Annotated in this window: 22 protein-coding genes; 19 read left to right on the top strand and 3 right to left on the bottom strand. The window is 63.8% G+C overall.

From position 1 onward, the window contains the following. Positions 1-68: 68 nt before the first annotated feature. The gene (locus P0D80_RS27555; protein WP_132374763.1) at positions 69-929 is read right to left on the bottom strand and encodes an outer membrane protein assembly factor BamD; all 861 of its coding nucleotides are present in this window, start codon (positions 927-929) and stop codon (positions 69-71) included. 38 nt (positions 930-967) lie between these two features. On the opposite strand from P0D80_RS27555, the gene P0D80_RS27550 reads away from it, so the two are divergent. The 14 genes from P0D80_RS27550 to P0D80_RS27485 all read left to right on the top strand — a co-directional run bounded on the left by P0D80_RS27550 (position 968) and on the right by P0D80_RS27485 (position 16,396). Then, positions 968-2,245 (top strand): RluA family pseudouridine synthase, encoded by a 1,278-nt coding sequence (locus P0D80_RS27550; protein WP_408288089.1) that lies wholly within the window; start codon positions 968-970, stop codon positions 2,243-2,245. After that, positions 2,242-3,099 carry a peptidoglycan editing factor PgeF gene (pgeF, locus tag P0D80_RS27545; RefSeq protein ID WP_408288086.1) on the top strand — a complete coding sequence of 286 codons (858 nt, stop codon included), beginning with the start codon at positions 2,242-2,244 and terminating at the stop codon, positions 3,097-3,099. The genes P0D80_RS27550 and pgeF overlap by 4 nt, the downstream gene beginning before the upstream one ends. A gap of 638 nt (positions 3,100-3,737) precedes the next feature. Next, a complete protein-coding gene (phaC, locus tag P0D80_RS27540) occupies positions 3,738-5,567 on the top strand; it encodes a class I poly(R)-hydroxyalkanoic acid synthase (protein ID WP_408175793.1) in 1,830 nt (609 codons plus the stop codon). 136 nt (positions 5,568-5,703) lie between these two features. After that, positions 5,704-6,885 carry an acetyl-CoA C-acetyltransferase gene (locus P0D80_RS27535; protein WP_408175559.1) on the top strand — a complete coding sequence of 394 codons (1,182 nt, stop codon included), beginning with the start codon at positions 5,704-5,706 and terminating at the stop codon, positions 6,883-6,885. Between the two features lie 182 nt (positions 6,886-7,067). After that, positions 7,068-7,808 (top strand): 3-ketoacyl-ACP reductase, encoded by a 741-nt coding sequence (locus P0D80_RS27530; protein ID WP_408175557.1) that lies wholly within the window; start codon positions 7,068-7,070, stop codon positions 7,806-7,808. 132 nt (positions 7,809-7,940) lie between these two features. After that, on the top strand, positions 7,941-8,570 hold the full coding sequence (gene phaR / locus P0D80_RS27525; protein WP_132374758.1) for a polyhydroxyalkanoate synthesis repressor PhaR: 630 nt from the start codon (positions 7,941-7,943) through the stop codon (positions 8,568-8,570). 291 nt (positions 8,571-8,861) lie between these two features. After that, positions 8,862-9,884 carry a tRNA dihydrouridine synthase gene (locus tag P0D80_RS27520; RefSeq protein ID WP_408288081.1) on the top strand — a complete coding sequence of 341 codons (1,023 nt, stop codon included), beginning with the start codon at positions 8,862-8,864 and terminating at the stop codon, positions 9,882-9,884. Between the two features lie 81 nt (positions 9,885-9,965). Next, positions 9,966-11,351 carry a 30S ribosomal protein S12 methylthiotransferase RimO gene (gene rimO / locus P0D80_RS27515; protein ID WP_408288078.1) on the top strand — a complete coding sequence of 462 codons (1,386 nt, stop codon included), beginning with the start codon at positions 9,966-9,968 and terminating at the stop codon, positions 11,349-11,351. 3 nt (positions 11,352-11,354) lie between these two features. Next, complete coding sequence (locus P0D80_RS27510; protein ID WP_408288075.1) at positions 11,355-12,305, top strand: sugar kinase; 951 nt, start codon at positions 11,355-11,357, stop codon at positions 12,303-12,305. A 68-nt stretch (positions 12,306-12,373) separates the two neighbouring features. Continuing rightward, positions 12,374-13,558: a beta-ketothiolase BktB gene (gene bktB, locus P0D80_RS27505; protein ID WP_408288072.1), complete on the top strand. Its 1,185-nt coding sequence runs from the start codon at positions 12,374-12,376 to the stop codon at positions 13,556-13,558. Between the two features lie 49 nt (positions 13,559-13,607). Continuing rightward, on the top strand, positions 13,608-14,252 hold the full coding sequence (locus tag P0D80_RS27500) for a hypothetical protein (RefSeq protein WP_408288069.1): 645 nt from the start codon (positions 13,608-13,610) through the stop codon (positions 14,250-14,252). 137 nt (positions 14,253-14,389) lie between these two features. Beyond that, positions 14,390-15,574 (top strand): cystathionine beta-lyase, encoded by a 1,185-nt coding sequence (locus P0D80_RS27495; protein WP_408175549.1) that lies wholly within the window; start codon positions 14,390-14,392, stop codon positions 15,572-15,574. Positions 15,575-15,753: 179 nt separating this feature from the next. After that, positions 15,754-16,215 (top strand): hypothetical protein, encoded by a 462-nt coding sequence (locus tag P0D80_RS27490; protein ID WP_408288065.1) that lies wholly within the window; start codon positions 15,754-15,756, stop codon positions 16,213-16,215. A gap of 49 nt (positions 16,216-16,264) precedes the next feature. After that, the gene (locus P0D80_RS27485; protein WP_408288062.1) at positions 16,265-16,396 is read left to right on the top strand and encodes a hypothetical protein; all 132 of its coding nucleotides are present in this window, start codon (positions 16,265-16,267) and stop codon (positions 16,394-16,396) included. A 52-nt stretch (positions 16,397-16,448) separates the two neighbouring features. Here the strand turns inward: P0D80_RS27485 and serB are convergent, their stop codons facing one another. Further along, positions 16,449-17,288, bottom strand: coding sequence for a phosphoserine phosphatase SerB (serB, locus tag P0D80_RS27480; RefSeq protein WP_408288059.1), 840 nt, complete (start codon positions 17,286-17,288; stop codon positions 16,449-16,451). A gap of 363 nt (positions 17,289-17,651) precedes the next feature. On the opposite strand from serB, the gene P0D80_RS27475 reads away from it, so the two are divergent. The 4 genes from P0D80_RS27475 (at position 17,652) to P0D80_RS27460 (ending at position 23,441) form a co-directional block, all read left to right on the top strand. Then, positions 17,652-18,905 (top strand): cytochrome P450, encoded by a 1,254-nt coding sequence (locus P0D80_RS27475; protein ID WP_408288056.1) that lies wholly within the window; start codon positions 17,652-17,654, stop codon positions 18,903-18,905. Between the two features lie 144 nt (positions 18,906-19,049). Further along, on the top strand, positions 19,050-20,060 hold the full coding sequence (gene ku, locus P0D80_RS27470; RefSeq protein ID WP_408175541.1) for a non-homologous end joining protein Ku: 1,011 nt from the start codon (positions 19,050-19,052) through the stop codon (positions 20,058-20,060). A 42-nt stretch (positions 20,061-20,102) separates the two neighbouring features. Further along, positions 20,103-23,096, top strand: a complete 2,994-nt coding sequence (gene ligD, locus P0D80_RS27465; RefSeq protein WP_408288052.1) for a DNA ligase D — start codon at positions 20,103-20,105, stop codon at positions 23,094-23,096. Positions 23,097-23,138: 42 nt separating this feature from the next. Then, entirely contained in the window at positions 23,139-23,441 is a 303-nt protein-coding gene (locus P0D80_RS27460) for a hypothetical protein (protein WP_408175538.1), read from the top strand. Positions 23,442-23,480: 39 nt separating this feature from the next. Here P0D80_RS27460 and P0D80_RS27455 read toward each other — a convergent pair whose 3' ends face one another. Continuing rightward, the gene (locus tag P0D80_RS27455; protein WP_408175537.1) at positions 23,481-24,434 is read right to left on the bottom strand and encodes a LysR family transcriptional regulator; all 954 of its coding nucleotides are present in this window, start codon (positions 24,432-24,434) and stop codon (positions 23,481-23,483) included. A gap of 163 nt (positions 24,435-24,597) precedes the next feature. Here P0D80_RS27455 and P0D80_RS27450 point away from each other — a divergent pair, with 163 nt between their 5' ends. Further along, positions 24,598-25,620 (top strand): zinc-binding alcohol dehydrogenase family protein, encoded by a 1,023-nt coding sequence (locus tag P0D80_RS27450; RefSeq protein WP_408175535.1) that lies wholly within the window; start codon positions 24,598-24,600, stop codon positions 25,618-25,620. The last annotated feature ends 78 nt before the right edge of the window (positions 25,621-25,698 follow it).

Raw genomic sequence — 25,698 nt, 5'->3', positions numbered from 1 at the left:
AACAAAAACGCCACGACGGAAGTCGTGGCGTTTTCTATTTCCGGCTGAATTTCAGGGAGTCGCGTGGCTTAGAACTGCCACCACGACTTTTCCTTACCCGGCCTTGCATGCCCCGTGATGTACGGGCTGTCGGGGAAGGTGCCGGCCAGCACGCGCTTCGTGTCGTCGGCCAGTTGCGGCTGGTTCAGCTTCTCATACGACAGCATCATGATGTGCAGTGCGTCTTCGATAGCCGGTGCGTTCTTGTATTGCGTGAGCGCCAGTTGCGCGCGGTTGATCGCCGCGACATAGGCGCCACGGCGGTAGTAGTAATCCGCCGCGTGGACTTCGTGCGACGCCAGCGCGTTGACGATATAGCGCATGCGCTGCGCGGCGTCCGGCGCATACTTGCTGTTCGGATACTTGTCCACCACGACCTTGAAGGCGTCGTACGACTCGCGCAGCGACTTCGGATCGCGCTCGCTCATGTCCTGGCCGGAGAAGCGGCCGAACAGACCGAGGTCGTCGTTGAAGTGGATCATGCCCTTCAGGTAGTACGCATAAGCGATGTCCGGATGATCCGGGTGCAGCTGGATGAAGCGGTCGATAGCCTGGTCGGCGGCGGCGTTTTCGTTGTCTTTCCAGTTGCAGTACGCAACGTTGATCTGCGCCTGCTGGGCGAAGTGGCCGAACGGATCGCGACCTTCGAGCATTTCGAAGTACTTGGCGCACTTGCCGAAGTCACCACCGCTCAGGGCGTCGTTCGCCTCCGTATATAATTTGTTGTTGTTCCACGTTGCCGTCTCGTCGGTCTTTTCCGGCAGGCCGTGGCAAGCCGCGACAACGGCGACGGCTGCGGCGCACGCAATGTATCCGGCCACTTTCCGGGCCGCCTTCTTGATGGCCGCCAAATTGATCGCCGCTTTAGTGATGGTGTTCAAGGCTCGCATTTTCCAGTCTAGCTTTACGTCCAGGTGACCCAGACTCAATGACCCGCTCAAATACTCCAGGCGCCGCAACCGGCGCCGGGAATAGCAACAAAGATTATAGCGTAAGCGCTGACCCCTCCGACGCGTTGGGCGTTGATTCCCTCGACGACGATCTCGGCAGCGACGCGCTCGGCGCCGCCGTTCTGCCCAGCCACGTGCCGACCGTGGCGAGCCGCGTGGCGGACGAGACGCCGCGCAGCGTCGTGGTGCCCGACGAGATGGCCGGCGAACGTCTCGACAAGGTGCTCGCGCGGGTTTTTCCCGAGTTCTCGCGCAACCGTCTGCAGAGCTGGATCGAGGCTGAGCGCGTGCGGATCGACGGCAAGCCCGCGAAAATCCGCCAGCCGGTGCCGCTCGGCGCGACCATCGAGCTCGTGCCCGATCTGCTGCCGGAGCAGCTCGCGTTCACGCCGGAGCCGGTGCCGCTCGAAATCGTCTATGAAGACGACACCCTGGTGGTCATCAACAAGCCGGCCGGCATGGTGGTGCATCCGGCGGCCGGCAACTGGAGCGGCACCGTGCTCAACGGTTTGCTGTATCGCTATGGCGACGCGGCGGCGGGCCTGCCGCGCGCGGGCATCGTGCACCGGCTCGACAAGGAAACCTCCGGCCTGATGGTGGTGGCGCGCACACTCGAGGCGCAGACCGACCTCGTGCGGCAGTTGCAGGCGCGCACGGTGAAGCGCCGCTATCTCGCGCTGGTGTGGGGCAACATGCCCGAAGAAGGCACGATCGACGCCCCGATCGGCCGCGATCCGCGCGAACGCACGCGCATGGCGGTGGTGACGAGCGCCTCGGGCAAGCCGGCGCGCACGCATTTCCGGCGTGTCGATTCGGCGATCTGGCAGCGTCAGCCGGTCACCGCGATTCATTGCGATCTGGAAACCGGGCGCACCCATCAGATTCGCGTCCATTGCGCGCACATCGGTCATCCGCTGCTCGGCGACCCGGTGTACGGGCGCGCCCGTGGCAAGCGTTCCGTCACGCCGCTGCCTGACGGGTTCGCGCGCCAGGCTTTGCATGCATGGCGCCTCGGTCTGATTCATCCGCAGACCGGCCGCACGATGCAATGGCGCGCCGATGTGCCGGCCGACATGGAAGCGCTGTCGGCGGCGCTCGGCCTCGGCCGCGACGACGCGGGCGAGTTCGACGAGACGTACTACGAGGAAGACGACTACGATGCGTCGCTCGACGAGGACGCCGATGAAGACGGCGCAGTCGAACACGACGAAGCCGACGACGAAGCCGATGAACACGACGAGGACGATCACACATGAATGTGCCCGAGCTGAGCTTTGCCGATGTCGTGCAACCCGCATGGAATGTCTCGCCGCGCGTGCGTGCGCTCGTCACCACGCGTGACGGCGGCGTGAGCGAAGCGCCGTTCGGCCGCTGGCAGAACGGCGTGGACTTGCCTGGCGGCCTGAATCTGGGCATGAAATCCGGCGACGATCTGGCCGCGGTCGCGGCTAACCGCGCGCGTCTGCTGAAGTTGGCCGGCGTGAGCGAGGCCGCGTGGCTCGAGCAGATTCACGGCGCCGGCATCGTGCGAGCAGAAGACGTGCTCGCACAGGCACATGCGAACGGCACGCCGACGCGCGCCGATGCCAGCGTCACGGATCGTCCCGGCACCGTGTGCGTCGTGATGGTGGCCGATTGCATGCCGGTGCTGTTCTGCGACGAAGCCGGCCGCGCGGTCGGCGCGGCGCACGCGGGGTGGCGCGGGCTGGCGGCGGGCATCGTCGAACAGACGGCGCAGCGCGTCGCCGAACTTGCCGGCGTGGAGGCGGGCGCACTGCACGCTTATCTCGGTCCGTCGATCGGTCCTGATGCCTTTGAAGTCGGTGCAGACGTGCGTGACGCCTTCATGAACGGCGTCGGCGCCGCACAACGCGATGCGACTGCGAACGCCTTCGTCGAGCATCCGCACAATCCAGGCAAATATCTCGCCGATCTCCCGGCGCTGGCGCGTTTGCGTCTGCAACGGCTCGGCGTGACGCGCATTGTCGGTGGCGATCTCTGCACGGTCACGCAACGTGAGCGTTTCTATTCCTATCGCCGCGATCGCGAGACCGGCCGCATGGCCGCGTTGATCTGGCTGGACGATCAGGCGCAGTCGATCGCGGACTAGCTTGCAACGCGCATCGCGCGCGGCCATTTTCTGCGGAATCCAAGGCACGTGTGCCCGCATCACGACGTCCACATGGCGAGACGTCCTGCATGCGGGCATGCTTGTCTGAGCATTGCCACGGCTCGCATGCCCCTTGCCCACGAACACACGTATGAGGGTTTGTTCGGAGAAGCGCAGGCGTTTTTGCTGCGCTGCCGGAATTCCCGACGCTGGCGTAAATCTGCCGCCAAAACTGTCCGCCCGCGAACGGATAAATGCACATAAGCCCATGCAATTTGGGAGCTTTTTTCGTTCGCGTGCGTCTCGAATCACGCAGGTTCCAAAAGCGCGTTCTTCTACACAGGGAAAACGATAATTAAAAAACTATCGCACTGCGGCAAAATCGGGAACAAGCATTGACATGCCTTGCGATGGGGAGCAAGAATGTTCCTCACGGCTCCTCGTACAAGGGACAGGGCGTGACGAGGTCGCGAGCATTTGCTCACGTGCGCACGAACCTGCCTCTCAACCCGTCCGCAAGGACTTACCGGTCAAAAGCAGGTATGGCAGCTTCACATTCCTCAGCTTCCCCCAGCACGGACTCCTCGACGGAGCACACGCAGCAGGCCGGTACGAGCGGTGCAACACCGGCCGCAGGCATGCAGCAGTTTCTCGACGCCTGGATGAACGCATGGCGTTCGCTCGGCACATCGCCTGGCGGTAGCGGCATGCCTTTCGCGATGCCTCAGATGCCGCTGCAAATGCCTCAAATGAGTCTGCCGCAGGGTTTCCCTCAAATGCCGTCGTTTCCCGGCATGCCGGACTTCAGCAAACTGGCGGCGGGATCGATGCCCGGCATGCCGTCCTTCGCCGGTCTGAGCATACCGAGCGCGGCCATTCCCTCCGGGCGTCTACAGAAACTGCAGGCTGACTATTCGCGCGAGGCAATGGATCTGATCCAGCAAGCCACCACGTCCGCGACTCAGGCGCCCCAACTCAAAGACCGCCGCTTCAGCTCCGACGCATGGAGTTCGGCGCCGGCCTATGCATTCACCGCCGCGTGGTATCTGTTGAACGCGCGCTATCTGCAGGAAATGGTCGACGCGCTCGACACGGAACCCAAGGTTCGCGAGCGCATCCGTTTCGCTGTCCAGCAGTGGACCGCGGCGGCCTCGCCGAGCAACTTCTTCGCGTTGAATCCGGAAGCCCAAAAGACCTTGCTGGACAGCAAGGGCGAGAGCCTGCGCCAGGGTGTGATGAACCTGCTCGGCGACTTGCAGCGCGGCAAGATCTCGCAGACCGACGAATCGGGTTTCGTGGTCGGTGAAAATCTCGCGAACACCGAAGGCTCGGTCGTGTTCGAAAACGACCTGATGCAGGTGATCCAGTACAAGCCGCGCACGGCGACCGTGCGTGAGCGGCCGCTTCTCATCGTGCCGCCTTGCATCAACAAGTTCTACATTCTCGATCTGCAGCCGGAGAATTCGCTGGTCGCTCACGGGCTCGATTCGGGGCACCAGGTGTTCCTGATTTCGTGGCGCAATGCCGATCAATCGATCGCGCATAAAACGTGGGACGACTACATCGGCGAGGGCGTGCTCACCGCCATCGATACGGTGAGCAAGATCAGTGGGCGCGAGCAGATCAATACGCTTGGCTTCTGCGTCGGCGGCACGATGCTCGCCGCGGCGCTGGCGGTGGCCGCCGCGCGCGGCGAACATCCGGCCGCCTCCATGACGCTGCTTACCGCCATGCTCGATTTTTCGGACACGGGCGTGCTCGACGTGTTCGTCGACGAGGCGCACGTGCAGATGCGCGAGCAGACCATCGGCGGCAAGAACGGTACGCCGCCGGGGCTGATGCGCGGCATCGAGTTCGCCAACACGTTCTCGTTCCTGCGCCCGAACGATCTGGTGTGGAACTACGTCGTCGACAATTACCTCAAAGGGCGCACGCCGGTGCCGTTCGACCTGCTGTACTGGAACAGCGACTCGACCAGCCTGCCGGGCCCGATGTACGTCTGGTATCTGCGCAACACGTATCTCGAGAATCGTCTGCGCGAGCCGGGTGCGTTGACCACGTGCGGCGAGCCGATCGATCTCTCGAAGATCGATGTGCCCACCTTCATCTACGGTTCACGCGAAGACCATATCGTGCCGTGGCAAACGGCGTACGCGTCGGTGCCGCTCCTCAACGGGCCGTTGAAGTTCGTGCTCGGCGCCTCGGGTCACATCGCCGGTGTGATCAATCCGCCCGCGAAGAAAAAGCGCAATTTCTGGATGCTGGACGGCGACGTCAAGGCGCTGCCGGAGAACCCGGAAGAATGGCTCGATCAGGCTACCGAAGTCCCTGGCAGCTGGTGGCCCGAATGGACCACCTGGCTCGATCAGTACGGTGGCAAGAAGGTGAAGCCGCGCGCCACGGCCGGCTCGGCTGACTTCCCGGTGATCGAACCGGCGCCGGGGCGTTATGTGCGGCAACGAGAGTAGGTTCGAGCGCGCTTCATGGCGCGGTTGTTTGCGGTGTGAATGAGCGTCTGATTGAGTTAGGGCGTGATTAAGAGCAACGAGATTTTTAACTTGACGGGCAGCGGCGCATGCGGCCGACCGCCCGGAGGATATGGAAATGACTGATGTTGTGATCGTATCGGCCGCCCGTACGGCAGTAGGCAAATTCGGTGGGTCGCTGGCGAAGATCGCCGCGCCCGAACTCGGCGCCACGGTGATTCGCGCCGTACTCGAGCGGGCTGGCTTGAAGCCCGAGCAGGTGAGCGAAGTGATCCTGGGTCAGGTGCTGACGGCAGGGTCGGGCCAGAATCCGGCGCGTCAGTCGCTGATCAAGGCGGGCTTGCCCGCGGCTGTGCCCGGCATGACGATCAACGTGGTGTGCGGCTCGGGTCTGAAGGCCGTGATGCTCGCGGCCAACGCCATCATCGCGGGTGACGCGGATATCGTGGTGGCCGGCGGTCAGGAGAACATGAGCGCGGCGCCGCACGTGCTGCCGGGCTCGCGCGACGGGTTCCGCATGGGCGACGCAAAGCTGATCGACTCGATGATCGTCGACGGCCTGTGGGACGTCTACAACCAGTACCACATGGGCGTGACGGCGGAGAACGTCGCCAAGGAATACGGCATCACGCGCGAGCAGCAGGACGCGTTCGCGGCGTTGTCGCAGAACAAGGCTGAAGCCGCGCAGAAGTCGGGCCGTTTCGACGACGAAATCGTGCCGGTCGAAATTCCGCAACGCAAGGGCGAACCGCTACGTTTCGCCACCGACGAGTTCGTGCGTCATGGCGTGACGGCCGAAGCGTTGGCGGGCCTGAAGCCGGCGTTCTCGAAGGAAGGCTCGGTGACGGCGGCCAATGCGTCGGGTCTGAACGACGGCGCGGCGGCGGTGCTGGTGATGTCGGCGAAGAAGGCCGAAGCGCTCGGCCTCAAGCCGCTCGCGCGCATCAAGGCGTACGCCACTTCGGGTCTGGATCCGAAGGTGATGGGCATGGGCCCGGTGCCGGCCTCGCGCCGCTGTCTCGAACGCGCGGGCTGGACGCCGGCCGATCTGGACCTGATGGAAATCAACGAAGCGTTTGCCGCACAGGCGTGCGCCGTGAATCAGCAGATGGGCTGGGACACGTCGAAGATCAACGTGAACGGTGGCGCGATTGCAATCGGTCACCCGATCGGCGCATCCGGCTGCCGGATTCTCGTCACGCTGCTGCACGAAATGCAGAAGCGCGATGCGAAGAAGGGTCTGGCGTCGCTGTGTATCGGCGGTGGCATGGGTGTGGCGCTGGCGCTCGAGCGCGCCTGAGCAAGGGCGCGTGGCGGGCGCCGCAGGCGTCGGCCACGCGTCGAACGGAACGTTGCCGCGCGCTGTGGCGCGCGGTCAGCGGAGGCCTCGTCAGCCGGTCGCCCGGCGGCAGCGGAGATGAAGCACAGGCGAGGGAAGAGGCAGCCAGTCGGCGCCTCGAAAACGATAACGGAGTGTAGTTTATGACACAGCGAATTGCGTACGTAACGGGCGGGATGGGTGGCATCGGCACGAGCATTTGCCAGCGGCTGCACAAAGAGGGCTTCAGGGTCGTCGCGGGCTGCGGCCCGAACTCGCCGCGCCGCGTGAAGTGGCTCGAAGAGCAAAAGGCCCTGGGCTTCGATTTCGTCGCGTCAGAAGGCAATGTCGGCGATTGGGAATCGACCAAGACCGCGTTCGACAAGGTCAAGGCCGAAGTCGGCGAGATCGACGTGCTGGTGAACAATGCCGGCATTACGCGCGACGTCGTGTTCCGCAAGATGACGCACGAAGACTGGACGGCGGTGATCGACACCAACCTGACCAGCCTCTTCAACGTCACCAAGCAGGTGATCGACGGCATGGTCGAGCGTGGCTTTGGCCGCATCATCAACATTTCGTCGGTGAACGGCCAGAAGGGCCAGTTCGGCCAGACCAACTACTCGACCGCGAAGGCCGGCATTCACGGCTTCACGATGTCGCTGGCGCAGGAAGTGGCCACCAAGGGCGTGACGGTCAACACCGTGTCGCCGGGCTACATCGGCACCGATATGGTCAAGTCGATCCGCCCCGACGTGCTGGAAAAGATCGTCGCGACGATTCCGGTGCGCCGTCTCGGCCAGCCGGACGAAATCGGCTCGATCGTGGCATGGCTGGCATCGGATGAATCGGGTTTCTCCACGGGCGCTGATTTTTCGCTGAACGGCGGTTTGCATATGGGCTGAGTCAGCGGCGCGCCGCTCACAAGGCAGCGCGCTTCGGCTCAGATGGTTCGGCGGCGTCTCGACTGCGCAATAGCCCGATTGCGCAGCCGCATGACGCCGTTTCCGCGCTCAACTTGCGCTCAAAGGCGTTACATGACCACTACTACAAAGAAAACAGCCGAACGACTGATCAAGAAATATCCGAATCGTCGGCTCTACGATACCGAGACAAGCACGTACATCACGCTGACGGACGTCAAACAGCTCGTGTTGGATCAGGAGGATTTCAAGGTCATCGATGCGAAGAGCAACGAGGATCTGACGCGCGCCATCCTGTTGCAGATCATTCTCGAGGAGGAGAGCGGCGGCTTGCCGATGTTCTCGTCGTCGATGCTCTCGCAGATCATCCGTTTCTACGGTCATGCCATGCAGGGCATGATGGGCACGTACTTGGAAAAGAACATCCAGGCCTTCATCGACATTCAGGCGAAGCTCGCCGACCAGTCGAAGAATCTGTACGAAGGCAAGGCCATGAACCCCGAGGTCTGGTCGCAGTTCATGAACATGCAGGCGCCGATGATGCAGGGCATGATGACCAGCTATATCGAGCAGTCGAAGAACATGTTCGTGCAGATGCAGGAGCAGATGCAGAACCAGGCGAAGTCGATGTTCGCCACGTTCCCGTTTACGCCGGGTGGTGCGGTCAACGCGGCCAATCCCGGGAATGCGCCGGCCAATCCGCAAAGTAATCCGGAAGTCAATCCGGAGCCGGAGAAGAAGTAAGGGCGGCAAGGGCGTTCGGGCGAGCGGGGTTTCCCGGCGTTGGGCGCCGCCGGGGCACGGCCCCGGAGCCCTGACGCGTCGGCAGCTCAGCCTTTGCGTTGGGGCCAGGTGGCCTGGCGGCGGCCGGTTGGTGCCGACGCGGTACAATCGCCACCTGCGTGTGTGGGGCATTTTCCTCGGAGAGGGCGCTCTGGCCGCCAACTCCAACCCCATTCCGACGGCCGATCGCATGTTTCATGGATGTCCCACCTATCCTCAGGGAAAGCGCCACCTCCCGGCGCCTATTCCTGCATGAGCCGGCTCTATCTCGCGCCGATGGAAGGCCTCGCGGACTACGTATTGCGCGACGTGCTGACCGGCATCGGCGGATTCGACGGATGCGTGTCCGAGTTCGTCCGCGTGACGGGCTCCCTGCTTCCGAGCCGCGTCTACGAGCGCGAAGCGCCCGAAGTGCTCGATGGAGCCCACACTCGCAGCGGCACGCCGATGGTGATCCAACTGCTCGGCAGCGATCCCGAATGGATGGCCCTGAATGCCGCCCACGCGGCCACCTTGTCGCCACATGGAATCGACCTGAACTTCGGATGTCCCGCCAAGGTCGTGAATCAGCACGGCGGCGGAGCCATGCTGCTGGCCGACCCTGAACAACTCAACCGTATCGTGTCCGCCGTTCGCGCCGCTGTGCCTGTCGGCATCGCCGTGACGGCAAAAATGCGCCTCGGCGTGTCCGACACCTCGCTGGCGATCGATTGCGCCACGGCGCTGGCGGAAGGCGGCGCGGCCTCGCTCGTCGTGCATGCAAGAACGCGCGATCACGGCTACCGGCCGCCCGCGCATTGGGAGTGGATCGCGCGTATCGATGCCGCCGTGGACGTGCCTGTCGTCGCGAATGGAGAAGTCTGGACGGTGGCCGACTGGGAGCGCTGCCGCGCGGTCAGCGGTTGCGCGGACGTGATGATCGGGCGCGGCGCCGTATCGGACCCTTTCCTGGCGCTGAGGATACGCGGACTGATGGACCGCTCCCCATCCGCCGGGGAATGGCAGCACGTGCTTGGCCACATCGCCGATTATCTGCGGAAATTGCAGGCCCGTGTCGGCTCCCGGCACGAGCACGGACGCGTCAAAAAGTGGCTCAGCTACCTGCAGCGCACCTGGTCGCAGGCGGCCGAGCTGCATGCGGCGATCCGCAGAGTGCATGATTCGCACGAAATCCTGCAAGTGATCGAACGCGCTTTGAGCGTCGGTCAATTAATGGCGACACATCAATCCGCGCGCGTCGGCCGACTCGACCCGGCGGACGCCGCAGTAGTTTGAGGGCGAATATTCAAAGACTTACGAGCGGCAGCCTTGGCGAACCGCTACAATTCAGCGTTTAACGTCTTCAAGCGGTCCCCCATGTCTGCCACCCCCCCGATTGCCCCGACTGTCACGCCGAAGGTCGGCTTTGTGTCGCTCGGCTGCCCGAAAGCCCTGGTCGATTCCGAGCAGATCATCACCCAACTGCGCGCCGAAGGTTACGAGATTTCCGGCACGTACGACGGCGCGGACCTCGTGGTCGTCAACACCTGCGGCTTCATCGACGAAGCGGTGCAGGAAAGTCTCGACGCGATCGGCGAAGCGCTCAACGAAAATGGCAAGGTGATCGTGACCGGGTGTCTTGGCGCCAAGAAGAGCGCGAGCGGCTCGGGGCTGATCGAAGAAGTGCATCCGAAGGTGCTGGCCGTGACCGGCCCGCACGCGCTCGGCGAAGTGATGCAGCATGTGCACACCCATCTGCCGAAGCCGCACGATCCGTTCGTCGACCTGGTGCCGGCTGCGGGCGTGAAGCTCACGCCGCGTCATTACGCGTACCTGAAGATTTCCGAAGGCTGCAATCACCGCTGCACGTTCTGCATCATCCCGTCCATGCGCGGCGACCTCGTGTCGCGTCCCGTCGCCGACGTGATGCTCGAAGCGGAGAATCTCTTCAAGTCGGGCGTGAAGGAACTGCTGGTGATTTCGCAGGACACGAGCGCCTATGGCGTCGACGTCAAATACCGCACGGGTTTCTGGAACGGCAAGCCGATCAAGACGCGCATGACCGATCTGGTCGGCGCGCTCGGCGAACTCGCCGCGCAATACGGCGCGTGGGTGCGTCTGCATTACGTGTATCCGTATCCGAGCGTCGACGAAGTCATTCCGATGATGGCCGAAGGCCCGTACAAGGGCCACGTGCTGCCGTATCTCGACGTGCCGTTCCAGCACGCGCATCCGGAAGTGTTGAAGCGCATGAAGCGCCCGGCCAACGCCGAGAAGGTGATGGAGCGCGTGAAGAAATGGCGCGAGATGTGCCCGGATCTGACTATTCGCAGCACGTTCATCGCCGGCTTCCCCGGTGAGACGGAAGAGCAGTTCCAGACGCTGCTCGATTTCATCCGCGAGGCGGAACTGGATCGCGTCGGCTGCTTTGCCTATTCGCCGGTCGAAGGCGCGACGGCCAATGAACTCGACGGCGCATTGCCCGACGAAGTGCGCGAAGAGCGCCGCGCGCGTTTCATGGAAGTCGCCGAAGAAGTGTCGGCCAAGCGTATCGCAAAGAAGGTCGGCAAGACGCTGAAGGTGCTGGTCGACGAGATCAACGCGGATGGCGGCATCGGCCGCACCGCGGCTGACGCGCCGGAGATCGACGGCGTCGTGTATATCGCGCCGGCCGTCAAGGCGTCCAAACGCTACAAGGTCGGCGATTTCGTGTCGGTGAGGATTACCGGCGCCGACGGTCACGACCTGTGGGGCGAGGTTTAATCGATGACGGTGAGCACGGCCGCAGTGCCGCAAGCACGGCACCCCGAGATCCTCGCGCTCGGCGAGGCGATGATCGAATTCAACCAGTCGGCGAAAGACCAGCCGAACTATCTGCAAGGCTTCGGCGGCGATACGTCGAACTTCTGTATCGCGGCTGCACGTCAAGGCGCGCAGACTGGTTTCGTGTCCGCGGTCGGCGCGGATCACTTCGGGCGTTTGCTGGTCGATCTGTGGGAACGTGAACAGGTGGACACGTCGCTGGTGCGCGTCGATCCGCAGGCGCCCACTGGCGTCTATTTCGTGTCGCACGGTCCGAATGGCCACGCGTTCGACTATCTGCGCGCCGGCTCGGCCGCGAGCCGCTATGCGCCGCACGATCTGCCGCTCGACGCGATCGCCGCGGCCAAGGTGATTCATCTGTCCGGCATCAGCCTCGCGATCAGCCTGAGCGCTTGCGACGCGGCGCTCGAAGCGATCGCGCATGCGCGCGCCAACGGCGTGCGCGTGAGCTTCGACACCAATCTGCGTCTGAAGCTGTGGCCGCTCGCGCGGGCGCGCGCGGTGATGCTCGAAGCCATCCGCCAGACGGACATCTGCCTGCCAAGCTGGGACGACGTCACCGACCTCACCGGCTTGACTGGCCGTGATGAGATTGTCGATTTCCTGCTGTCGCAGGGTCCGAGCGTCGTTGCGCTGAAGCTCGGCAAAGAGGGCTCGTATATCGCGACGCCGAACGAGCGGCGCGTCGTGCCGGGCCACGTCGTCAATGCCGTCGATGCAACCGGTGCGGGCGACTGCTTCGGTGGCGCGTTCATCGCGCGCATCGTCGCGGGTGACGATCCATTCGCAGCGGCGCGTTATGCGAACGTCGCCGCGGCGCTGTCCACGCAAGGTTACGGCGCGGTGGCGCCGATTCCGCCGCGCGCGACAGTCGAACAACTTCTGGCGGGCTGAACACGCGCGCTATGGAGCGCGGCCCGCCGAGGCAAGATGATCTTTAGAGACTGGAAGAGGAGCGAGCGATGCAACGGGACGTAGTGGTGGTAAGCGGTGTGCGTACGGCAATCGGCGGTTTCGGCGGCAGTCTGAAGGATTTTTCGCCGACCGATCTCGGCGCACGCGTGGTGCGTGAAGTGCTCGCGCGCGCCAGCGTATCGGGCGACGAAATCGGCCACGTGGTGTTCGGCAACGTCGTGCATACCGAACCGAAAGACATGTACCTGGCGCGTGTGGCCGCGATCAACGGCGGCGTGGCGCAACATGCGCCGGCGTTGACCGTGAACCGTTTGTGCGGCTCCGGCCTGCAGGCCATCGTTTCGGCCGCGCAAAGCGTGCTGCTCGGCGACGCTGATATCGCGATCGGCGGCGGCGCGGAAAACATGAGCCGCGCGCCTTTCTCCATGCCGGCCGCGCGCTTCGGTCAGCGCATGGGCGACGCGCGCCTCGTCGACATGATGGTCGGCGCGCTGAACGACCCGTTCCAGTCGATCCATATGGGCGTGACCGCCGAGAACGTCGCGCGCAAATACGACATCTCGCGCGAAGCGCAGGACGCGCTCGCCCTCGAATCGCATCGCCGCGCGGCCAACGCGATCACGAGCGGCTACTTCAAGCAACAGATCCTGCCGATCACGATCCCGTCGAAGAAAGGCGACGTCGTATTCGACACGGACGAGCACGCGCGCATGAACGCATCGGCGGAAGACTTCTCGAAGCTCAAGCCGGTGTTCGCGAAAGAAAACGGCACGGTGACGGCGGGCAACGCGTCGGGCATCAACGACGCCGCCGCGGCCGTCGTGCTGATGGAGCGCGGCGTCGCCGAACAGCGCGGCATCAAGCCGCTGGCGCGGCTAGTCTCTTACGCGCATGCCGGCGTCGATCCGGCGTATATGGGCATCGGGCCGGTCCCAGCCACGCGCAAGGCGCTCGAACGCGCCGGGCTGACCGTTGCCGACCTCGACGTGATCGAGGCCAACGAAGCGTTCGCCGCTCAGGCCTGCGCGGTCAGCAAGGAACTGGGCTTCGATCCGGCCAAGGTCAATCCGAACGGCTCGGGCATTTCGCTCGGCCATCCGATCGGCGCGACCGGCGCGCTCATCACCGTCAAGGCGCTGTACGAACTGCAGCGGATCGGCGGGCGTTATGCGCTGGTCACGATGTGTATCGGCGGCGGGCAAGGCATCGCGGCGATCTTCGAACGGATCTGATGCGCGGCATGTCAGTAGCAAGCGGTATCGAGCAATGAGGAAGGAAGGGATGCGGGAATTGAAAGCGATGAAGGGTGCGGTGCGCCGGCGCGGTTGGGTAGTGACGGGCGTCGCCGCATTGCTGTGTGCCGGCGCAGCGGCGATGCTGCCCGCGCAGGCATGGGCGGAAAGCGGCGCGGTGAAGGAGCTGGCGGCGCCCCCGCCGATCCAGTTGCCGCTCAAGCCGAGCCCCGAATTCGCGAAATTCCCGCGCTACGCCGGCATGCTGGGCTCGCGCCAGATCGTGCTGAAGCTCGGCCCGAAAAGCGACGACCCATCCGGCGTCCACGGTGAGTATCAGTTCACGGATACCGGCGCGGTGATCCTGATCGCGGGCGACCGCGACGGTGACACGCTCGAAGTCGAGGAATCGAACGACGGCACGCATATCACCGGCAACTGGGTCGGCAAGTTCGCGGCGGACGGCTCGGTGGCGGGCGACCGCATGAACGTCGATGATTCCGACCCGCAGCCGTTCGACCTGAAACCGCTGGCAGCGGGGCAGGCGGTGCCGCCTGCCGGCGCGCCGGCGAGCGCCGCGAACAAGGCTGCGCCGCAGCCTTCCGCGGGCGCTGCCACGGTGCCGGCTTCAAGCGCCGCCGCTACCGGCGGCCACGCCGTGGGCGGCGTCAGCAACTTGCAAACCGGCGAGTGAACCAGCAGCCGCGGCGCCCAACAACTCGCGCGCTGTCTCTCAAGCGAAATCCTGCCGGCTCGTCTACTCTTGCGTGTGCGGCGCGCGCCCTGAAACCGCGTGCCTCCGTTTCCGTCTGCTTCTCAACGAAACTCACCATGACCCAATCCAAACTCCAACGCGGTCTGCAAACCCGCATCGTGCGTGCCGAGGACCAGCTCACGCCGGGCTTCGAGTCGTTCTCGATGCCGGTCACGCGGGCATCGACGGTCGTGTTCCCCGATCTCGCGACCATGCGCGCGCTCGACTGGAAAAACGACGCGCAATGGCGCTACGGCCTGCATGCCACGCCGACTTCGCTCGCGCTGGCGCAACGCCTTGCCACCATCGAGGGTGGCAACCACGCGTTGCTGCAGCCGTCGGGGCTGTCGTCGATTTCGAACGTGTATTTCGGCCTCGTCAAAGCCGGCGACGACGTGCTGATTCCCGATAACGTCTACTCGCCGAACCGCGATCACGGCGACTGGCTGGCGCGCGATTTCGGCATCACCGTGCGCTACTACGATCCGATGATCGGCGCGGGCATCGCCGATCTGATCCAGCCGAACACGCGCCTGATCTGGCTCGAAGCACCCGGCTCGGTGACGATGGAAGTGGCCGACGTGCCCGCCATCACCGCGGCGGCGCGCGCGCGCAACGTCGTCACGGCGATCGACAACACGTGGTCGGCGGGGCTGGGTTTCCGGCCGTTCGATCACGGCGTCGATATCTCGGTGCAGGCGCTCACCAAGTATCAATCGGGCGGCGGCGACGTGCTGATGGGCGCGACCATCACCGTCGATCGCGAGCTGCATCTGAAGCTGAAGGCGGCGCGCATGCGCATGGGCATCGGCGTCTCATCGGATGACTGCTCGCTGATTCTGCGCAGCCTGCCGACCATGCAATTGCGCTTCGAGCAGCATGATCGCGCGGCGCTCGGCTTGGCGAAATGGCTGAAGACGCGGCCGGAAATTTCAGCGGTGTTGCACCCGGCGCTATCCGATTGTCCGGGCCATGAGTTTTACAAACGCGACTTCACGGGCGCGGGCGGGCTCTTTTCGGTCGTGTTCGACGGCCGCTACAGCCCGGCGCAAATCGACACGTTCTGCGAGTCGCTCGAACTGTTCTCGCTCGGCTGGAGCTGGGGTGGGGCGCACAGCCTCGTGATGCCGTACAACGTCGCGTCGATGCGCACGGCGGGGCAGTGGCCGCATCGCGGGACGTTGGTGCGGTTCTATATCGGGCTCGAAGCCGAGGCGGACTTGCGTGCGGATATGGAGCAGTCTCTGGCGACACTGGGTTAAACGTCCGAGCGACGTTTTTCCGTAGGACAAGCAGGCCCATCGGGACATGTTCCCGGTGGGCTTTTTTCTTGTCAGCAGTGTGTGTCAAGGTGGCCAGTAAGCCTAACCATTCGGCTGAATGTTCAGTGTGAAATCTCGACGCTACGATGGCGTGCGTCCCGACTAACGGTTGCCGCACTATGGTGAGCTTCGATGAATTTTTTCTTCTGGATGTTGCTGAATCTCGGCGTGCCGATCATCGGCCCGATCTTACGCTAGCGCTTGTGGCACCCGCGCACGGTTGGCGCGTCGCGAAGACATTGATCGCCGGATCCGTGAAAGACGGCCAACTGTTCTGGTGTGCGATCGGGCTGTTTGCGTCGGCGCTTTATGAGGTGGTGACGGCGCTGGAGCGGGGCCGTGGCGAGGCGTCGGTTCTGGCGTACTGTGCGGTTGGGCTGTGTGTGATGGCATTTGCCTGTTCCGGCCTCGTGATGTCGGCGCTGGTCAATCCACATTCCGGACGGGCAAGGGCGACGGCGGCGCAGCGGAACAGATCACTTGCAAATGGAAGCTTTTCGCCAACGGAAATAGCACTGTCAATTTTCTTCACGCTCGCTGCCGCAGCTTTCTTTGCATTCCTACATGTGCTGCTCATTTAGATTTTTCAGATAGTGCAGCATTTATACTGGTCCTCTCAAGGAGGCAATCATGAAAAAATTCTCGTTGTGGCTAGTCTCAGAGGAAATCTACCCACGCTTTTTGATGTGGACCACGATCATCGTGAGCCTTGATGCGATCAGCATGATCGTGGTACTCACAACGGACATTCTGAAAAAATAGAGTCACTGCCAGCGCTGGCCGTCATTGCATCGGCCAGCGCATCGAACCAATGTCAGAACAGGCGCAGCAGCCCGTCCAGCCCGACATGGTTGAACGCCACGCTGGCCGCTTCGCGCACTACCGGCTTCGCACGGAACGCAACGGAGAGCCCGGCCTCGGCCATCATCTTCAGATCGTTCGAGCCATCGCCCATGGCGATCGCCCGGCTCGGTTCAATGCCCAATTGCGCGCATGTTTCGCGCAGTGTGCGTGCTTTGACATCGGCATTGACGATCTCACCGATCACCTTGCCGGTCAGCTTGCCGTCCACGATTTCAAGCGTATTCGCGCGTGTGAAATCAAGGCCGAGACGTGCCTTCAGCTTCTCGGTGAAGAAGTTGAATCCGCCCGACACGAGCAGCGTTTTCAACCCAGCGGCCTTCGCACCAGCCAGCATCTGCGCGGCGCCCGGTGAGAGTTGCAGCCGCTCTTCGTACACACGTTCGAGCGCGCTTGCGTCGAGGCCTTCGAGCAGCGCCACGCGACGCGTCAGGCTTTCGTTGAAGTCCTTGATTTCGCCGCGCATCGAGGCCTCGGTGATCGCGGCCACTTCCGCTTTCAGCCCGCAGAAGTCGGCGATCTCGTCGATACATTCGATCGTAATCAGCGTCGAATCCATGTCCATCGCGACCAGCCCGAAGTCGCGCAACTGGCGGCCAGCTTCGACGAACGCATAGTCCAGTTGATGGGTGCCGCAATACACGTCGAGGTCGGCGCGCTGGGCGACATTTGCATCGGCGATGCGAATCGCGTTCGCGTCGATGACGCTGGCGTGCGAACCGCGCGCGAGCGCGACGAGCGCTTTGTGATGATCGGCGGAAAGGGGCGCGGAGCTTTGAATGACGAGGTTCATGGACGACGACGCAGTAACGCGGAAAAGGACGGACGCGCGGCGCGCGCGGAAAATCCCGCTATTGTAACGGTTCGCCAGTTGGCCACGCCTCTTGCGATCGGCATGGAGCGCTGAGCCGCACCTGTTGCAATCCGCTTGGGACGTTGCGTCGCGCCGCACCTCTTGCAATCCACCGGGCACGCCGCGCCGCACGTCGCGCCGTGCAAACCTGCGGCGCGCGGTCCATACTGGCGCTTCGAACAAACAACGCCTCGCAGCCAGTAAGCGCACCGGCCGGCGGCCGCGCCACCACACGCGGTGCGCAACGTCGCTATGCGCTCACACCGGCACCCATGACGAGGCGCATCACTACGGAGACAACGCATGCCCCCGGCGACCGCCAGCGACGCATCCACTCTTGCGCGCGACTTCAATTTGCGCCACCTGAATCCCGCTTTCTATGCCGATCCGTATCCGGTCTACCACGCGCTGCGCGCTCACGAGCCGGTCAAGCGCATGCCGGACGGTTCGCTGTTTCTGACGCGATTTCGCGACGTGCAGGCGGTCTATCGCGACCCGAAAACCTTCAGCTCCGACAAGACCGTCGAATTCAAGCCGAAGTACGGCGACTCGCCGCTCTACGCGCATCACACGACGAGTCTCGTCTTCAACGACCCGCCGCGCCATACGCGAGTGCGCAAGCTGATCGCCGGGGCGCTGACGGCGCGCGCCATCGCGGCCATGGAGCCGGGACTGGTGCGCCTCATCGACGGCTTGCTCGATGCCGCCGCCGAACGCGGCCGGATCGATCTGATCGGCGAGTTCGCGTCGGCGATTCCGGTCGAGATCATCGGTAATCTGCTGGATGTGCCGCACGCGGAACGCGAGCCGCTGCGTGACTGGTCGCTCGCGATTCTCGGCGCGCTCGAGCCGTCGCTCACCGAGGCGCAGCTCGAACGCGGCAATCGCGCGGTGAGCGAATTCGTCGACTATTTGCGCGGTCTGGTCGCGCGACGCCGGCGCGAGCCGGGCGACCCGCAGCATGACGTGCTGACGCGTCTGATTCAGGGCGAAGAGGGCGGCGAGCAATTGTCCGAAGCGGAGTTGCTGCAAAACTGCATTTTCATTCTGAACGCCGGTCATGAGACGACCACCAATCTGATCGGCAACGGTCTCGTCACGCTGGCGCAATGGCCCGAGCAGCGCGAGGCGCTGCTGCGCGAGCCGTCGCTGATCGGATCGGCGGTGGAGGAGTGTCTGCGTTTCGAGAGTTCGAATCAGCTCGGCAACCGCATGGCGACCGTCGACACCGAGATCGGCGGCGTCGCGGTGGCGCGCGGCACGCCGGTCACGCTGTGCATCGGTGCGGCCAATCGCGACCCCGAGCAGTTCGCGGATCCGGACCGCCTCGACATTCGCCGCGATCCGAACCGGCACCTTGCATTCGGTTTCGGCATCCACCAGTGCGCCGGGTTGTCGCTCGCGCGGCTCGAGGCGCGCATCGCGATCGGCCGTTTCGTCGAGCGCATTCCGGCCTATCGCCTGAATGGCGAGCCCACGCGCGGCGGGCGCGTGCGGTTTCGCGGCTTCGCCGCGGTGCCGCTCGAACTCGAACCGGCGGGATCCCAAACGGCGTAGCGCACGGCGTAGCTTTTGCAGACCTGACGCAAGACTTACAGCCTGTGTATGAGGCCGTCAAATGGCGGCGCGCGCCGGCTATGGCTGACAAGCGGTGGCACGCTTGCTGCTTGACGTCAGGTCTTAGGCCTAGGGGAGCGCACGATGGCACACATGATCTGGAAGGGCGCAATCAGCTTCGGCCTCGTCCACGTACCGGTGCAGTTGTATCCGGCGACGCAGTCGGAGAAAGTCGGCTTCAATCTGCTGGATAAGCGCACGATCGATCCGATCGGCTACAAGCAGATCAACAAGCGCACCGGCAAGGATGTGACGCGCGAGAACATCGTGCGCGGCTTCGAGTACGAGAAGGACAAGTACGTCGTGCTCTCGGACGACGAGATCCGCTCGGCGAACCCCGAGTCGACGCAAACGGTCGATATTCTCGCGTTCGTCGACGCCCCCGACATCTCGTTTCTCTATCTCGACACGCCTTATTTCCTCACGCCCGACCGCAAGGGTGAAAAGGTCTACGCGTTGCTGCGCGAAGCCATGAAGGCGTCGGGCAAGATCGGCGTGGCGAGCGTCGTGCTGCACAACAAGCAGCATCTGGCGGCGCTGATTCCGGTCGGTCCGGTGCTGGCCTTGAACACGCTGCGCTGGGCCGCGGAGGTGCGCGATTTCGACGACTTCAAGCTGCCGGCCGACGGTGTCAAAGCCGCGGGCGTGTCCGCTCGCGAGCTCGACATGGCGAAGAAGCTGATCGACGACATGAGCGACAAGTGGGATCCGTCGCAGTATCACGATACCTTCCGCGACGACATCATGGCGCTGGTCGATCGCAAGATTCGCGCGGGCAAGACCGAGGAAATCACCGAAGTCGAAGCGCCGCACGAGTCGCGTCAATCCGCCGACATTCTCGATCTGTCGGACCTGCTCAAGCGCAGCCTTGGACGCGGCAAGAGCAAGCCGGCGGCGGCCGGCCGCAAGCGCGCCGCGGACGAGGACGGCGATGAGGACGACTCTGATGCCGAAGCAGAGGCTCCAGCCCGCAAGAAACCGCGCACGACGCGCACGGCAAGCAAGACCACCACGCGCGGCAGCGGCACCGGCGGCCGTGCAGCTGCCAAGACGGCAGCCACGCCAGCGGCCCGCAAACGTCGGGCAGCGGCCTGATCGTCAACGTCGCGCTGAGCCACTCACGACGAAGTCATCGCCATGAACGACAGACTCGACCTCTACAACCGCAAGCGCCGTTTCGACGAAACGCCGGAGCCATCGGGCGCGCGTGCAAGTCGCAAGCAAGGCGCCCGGAAAACGACAAGACAGGCAGCCGACGAAGCGCTCTCCTACGTGATTCAGGAGCATGACGCGCGGCGCTTACACTACGACTTCCGGCTCGAACTGAACGGCACGCTTCTCTCATGGGCGGTGCCGAAAGGGCCGAGCCTCGATCCGTCGGTAAAAAGGCTTGCGGTGCATGTCGAAGACCATCCGGTTGAATACGGTTCGTTCGAAGGCGAAATCCCAGCTGGCAACTACGGAGCAGGCAGCGTGATCGTGTGGGATCGCGGCACCTGGGAACCGGTCGGCGGCGCGGCGGAAGCGGCGCGATCATACGCGGCCGGCAAACTCAAGTTCCGGCTGCATGGCGAGAAGCTGCAAGGCGGCTGGACACTGGTGCGCAGCCATATGCGCGGCAGCGGCGACAAGGAGCAGTGGCTGCTGATCAAGGAACGCGACGATGAAGCGCGTGATGAGAGCGACTACGACATTCTGAAGAAGCGTCCGGGCAGCGTGCTCAGCGTCGGCGCCTCGGCGGGTAAAGACACGAAAACGACGCGGACAGCGGCAACCAAGGGCACTGGCAAAGCCGCAGCAGCCGCAATAGCGACTGCTGGGGCTTCCGATGCGAAGCCAGCCGCAAAACGAGCCGGCAAGAACAGCGCGAAAGCCGCGTCATCGAGCCGCGCCGATCCCAAGCGACCCGACATCGTAGCGACGCGCAACGCGCAGTCGCTGCGCGAACTAGCCGCCTCGCCCTCGATCGAGGGCGCGGTGAAAGCGCGCTTGCCCGCGACGTTCAAACCGCAACTGGCGACGCTTGTCGACGCCGCGCCTCCCGGCGATGAATGGTCGTACGAAATCAAGTTCGACGGCTACCGAGTGCTGGCCCGAATCGATCGGGACGCCAAGGGAAGCGCAGTTAAAGTATTCACTCGCGCGGGCAACGACTGGACCGCGAAATTCAGCAAACAGGTCAAGGCGTTCGAACAACTCGGCATCGAAAGCGCATGGCTCGACGGCGAAGCGGTGGTGCTGGACCAGAACGGCGTGCCGAATTTTCAGGGGCTGCAAAACGCCTTCGATGCGAACCGTCCGCAAGACATCATCGTCTACCTGTTCGACATACCGTTCCTGAACGGCTACGACTTGCGCGGCGTGCCGCTCGAACAGCGCCGCGCGATTCTGCGCGCCTTGATGGAAGAGGTCGACGACAGCGTCCTGCGCTTCTCGAACAATTTCGACTTCAGCGCGGAAGATCTGTTGAGGAGCGCGTGCGATATGGCGCTGGAAGGCATCATCGGCAAACGGCGCGACAGCGGCTATCTATCGGGTCGTTCGTCGACGTGGATCAAGCTGAAATGCCGCCGACGCCAGGAGTTCGTGATCGGCGGCTATTCGGAACCGTCCGGCAGCCGCGCGGCGTTCGGCGCGCTGCTGCTGGGCGTCTACGACGGCAAAGGCAAATTGCAGTATGCGGGCCGCGTCGGCACCGGCTTCGACGCGGCGTTACTGCGCTCGGTCAAGAAAGAACTCGACGCGCACGCGACCCAGCGCATGCCGTTTGCCGCCGCGCCGCGCGAGCGTAGTCGCACGCCGTTGCATTGGGTCGAACCGGTGCTCGTCGCCGAATGCAATTTCGCGGAATGGACGAGCGAGGGCATCGTGCGTCAGGCGTCGTTCGTGAGTCTGCGCAATGACAAGCCGGCGCGCCAGATCGTCAAGGAAACACCTCGCCAAGGAGCCGACGTGCAACAGCAAACCGATTCTGGGTCCGACGAAGCGCCGAAGAAACGTGTGGCGCGGAAATCTTCCGTCAGTACTGCGGCCGCATCCGGCGGGGGGGAAACCGGTGCGGCGAGGTCGAAGGCCGAGGCGAAGACGGCGGGCGCGAAAGACGTCGGCATGAAGAGCCGCGGCGTGGAGACAGGCAGCGCGAAGGTGAGTGCTGCGAAAACCATTGCAACGAAAACCTCGGCCACCAAAGCCAAAGCAACCGAAGGCAAAGCCACAAAATCAAGCACCGCGTCCGCTCCCGCCGAAGTCGCCGGCGTCCGCATCTCGCATCCCGATCGCGTCATCGACAAAAGCAGCGGCGCGCGCAAGATCGATCTCGTGCAGTACTACGAATCGGTCGCCGACTGGATGCTGCCGCATCTGCAAGATCGCCCAGTGTCGCTGGTGCGTGCGCCCGAGGACATCGGCGGCGAGCTGTTTTTCCAGAAGCATAGCCAGAAGCTGTCGATTCCGAATGTCACGCAGCATCCTGGCCTCGATCCGGGCCATCCGGCGCTGATCACCGTCGATACGCTCAAGGCGCTGGTCGGCGCGGCGCAGATGGGCACCGTCGAATTTCACACGTGGAATGCCGTCGTGTCGAATATCGAAAAGCCGGACCGCGTGGTGTTCGACCTCGATCCCGACGCGTCGCTGGGTTGGGAGCGCATGATCGAAGCCGCGCAACTGACGCGTTCGCTACTCGAAGAACTCGGCCTCAAGTCGTTCTGCAAGACGAGCGGCGGCAAGGGCTTCCACGTGGTCGTGCCGCTCGCGAAACAGGCCGGTTGGGACGAAGTGAAGGACTTCTCGCAAGCCGTCGCGCAACACATGGCGGCGACGCTGCCCAAGTACTTCAGCGCGAAGATGGGCGCGCAGAATCGCAAGCAGAAAATCTTCGTGGACTATTTGCGCAACAACCGCGGCTCTAGCACGGTCGCCGCATTCTCGGCGCGGGCGCGTCCGGGCCTGGGCGTATCGGTGCCGCTTTCGTGGGATGAAGTCGCCAGCACCACGGGCGGCGATCAATGGACCATCGAGAATTTGCATGAGCGCCTCGCCGACCTCAAAAGCGACCCGTGGGCGGACTATACGAAGACGCGTCAGCGCATCACCGCAGCCATGAAGAAGCGTCTGGATGACGCAGAGTAAGCGCTTCGACGGACCCGATTCAGAACGACAAGGAGCAAGACCATGAAGACCTCACCGCAATCGTCCGACGGCGACAAGCAGGCAGACCCGCATGCCAAGAAGCAACCCAAATCGATGCAGGAAGCTGCCGCGCCGCTGCCGCATGAAGCCGATCAGGATCCCGAATCGCAGCACGAGGACGGTCCGCGCCATATCGGCAAGCAGGCGCATCGCGATCTCGAACGCGGGCTGAAAGATACCGACCGCCGCGGCGGCGACGAGTATCAGCAAAAGACGCAGAACGACGCGCACACCGACGTCAACTCCGACGGCAAAGGCGCCGGCGGAGCACGCGGCAAGCATTGACGACGTATCGATTCGGGCACCGTCGCCGGCGCATCTGTCTCAGCCCGGCTCTCTGTCCCAGTAAGGCGGATCGCCGAAGTGCGCCGCCAGGAATTCGATCAAGGCGAGCGTCTTCGGCGGCACGAACGAACGGCTCGGGTACACCGCCCAGATTGCCACGTTCTCGGCGAGCGGATAGCTGTCCAGCACGCTGACCAGTTCGCCGCTGCGCAAATAAGGCGCGACGTCCCAGGTCGATTTCAGCGCGATGCCGAAACCGGCCAGCAGGGCGTCGCGGATCACTTCGCCGTTGTCGGTGACGAGGCGCCCGCTCACGCGCACCTCGAGCGCTCCGGCGGGCGTCACGAAGGCCCAGTCGCGCTGGTCCGACAGAATCATGCACTCGTGCTCCGCGAGGTCCGAAGGATGATGCGGCGTGCCGCGCCCGGCAAGATAAGCGGGCGCCGCGCACAGCACCCGCCGATTCACCGCGAGGCGCCGCGCCACCAGCGACGAATCCTTCAGCACGCCGACGCGGATCGCCACGTCGATACCCGCATCGACGAGATCGACCAACTTATCGGTGAGCCGCAAATCGACGCTCACGCCGGGATAGCGGCGCAGAAATTCGCTGATCACCGGCGACACGTGCTGCCGCCCGAACGACGACGGCATCGAGACCCGCAAGCGGCCCTGCGGCTCGGCCTGCGCCCGGCCCACCGAGGCGCGTGCGGCGGCGGCCGCGTCGAGCAGGGCTTCGGCGCGCGTCATGAAGACTTCACCGTCCTGCGTGAGGCTGATGCGGCGGGTGGTTCGGTGCAACAGGCGCGCGCCGAGCAGCTTTTCCAGTTGCGCGATGCGGGAACTGGCCACCGCCGCCGACAGCCCGAATTCGCGCCCGGCCGCCGACACGTTGGCCAGCAGCGCGGCGCGCATGAACAGGGCGACGTCGAGCAGATCGAGGCGCTCCCGTTCTCCGGGCGAGGTACGTGTGGATGAGGCCGGAAGGTTCATTCTTCTGGAATTCAAAAAGATGTTTCAGCCATTATGACGGTTTTAAGAGAATAAGAACCGCCTTAGGATGACGCCAATGGGATCGATGACGCGCAAACGGCACGACAGACCGCCCGCAAAAACCGCGATCCTTCAAACCTCGTCTGAACCAACAGGAGCATGTGTGAAAGCCGTCGGTCTCTATCGCTATTTGCCGATCGATCAAGCCGAAGCCTTGGTCGATGTCGAAATCCCGAAACCGGAAGCCACCGGTCGTGACCTGCTGGTCAAGGTCGAGGCGATTTCCGTCAATCCGGTCGACACCAAAGTGCGCGCGCCGAAAGACACGGTCGAAAAGACGCCGCGCGTCCTCGGCTGGGACGCCGCCGGCACGGTAGTCGCGGTCGGACCGGACGTCACGCTGTTCAAGGTCGGCGATCCGGTGTTTTATGCGGGCAGCATCACACGGCCGGGCGCCAACAGCGAGTTCCACCTGGTCGATGAGCGGATCGTCGGGCGCAAGCCGGCGTCGCTCGATTTCAGCCACGCTGCCGCGTTGCCGCTGACCGCGATCACCGCATGGGAAGCCTTGTTCGACCGTCTCGGCGTGTCGCCGCAAGGCGCGGACGAAGGCCGCACCGTGCTGATCATCGGCGGCGCGGGCGGGGTCGGCTCGATCGGCATTCAACTCGCGAAGCAACTCGCGAAGCTGAAGGTGATCGCGACCGCGTCGCGTCCCGAGTCGGCCAAATGGGCCACGGAACTGGGCGCGGATCACATCGTCGATCATTTCGGCGACATGCCCGCGCAATTGAAAAAGCTCGGCATCGACCAGGTCGATTACGTGCTGATGTTCAACGACACCGACAAGAACTTCCCGGCCGCGGCCGAGGTGATCAAGCCGCAAGGCAGCATCTGCACGATCGTGGAAAACAGCAAGCCGGTGCCGGTCGAATTGTTGAAAGCGAAGAGCGCCGCCTTTCATTGGGAGTTCATGTTCACGCGCTCGATGTTCGGCACGCCGGACATGATCGAGCAGCACAAGCTGTTGACCGAAGTAGCGCGTCTCGTCGACGCGGGCACGCTGTGCACGACCGTCGGCCAGAACGTCGGCGCCATCAACGCCGCGAATCTGCGCCGCGCGCATCAGCTGCTCGAAGAAGGGCGCGCGATCGGCAAACTGGTGCTGACGGGATTCGAGGCGTAAGCCGCAATTCGCCTGAACCGGGCCTGAACGAACATGGCCGGCGTCGCAGCAATGCGCGCCGGCCATGTTCATTTGATG

Source organism: Paraburkholderia sp. RL17-373-BIF-A, from assembly GCF_046030175.1.
Lineage (GTDB): Bacteria > Pseudomonadota > Gammaproteobacteria > Burkholderiales > Burkholderiaceae > Paraburkholderia.
The sequence above is the reverse complement of the archived record's forward strand: the minus strand, read 5'-3'. Positions and strand labels throughout refer to the sequence as shown.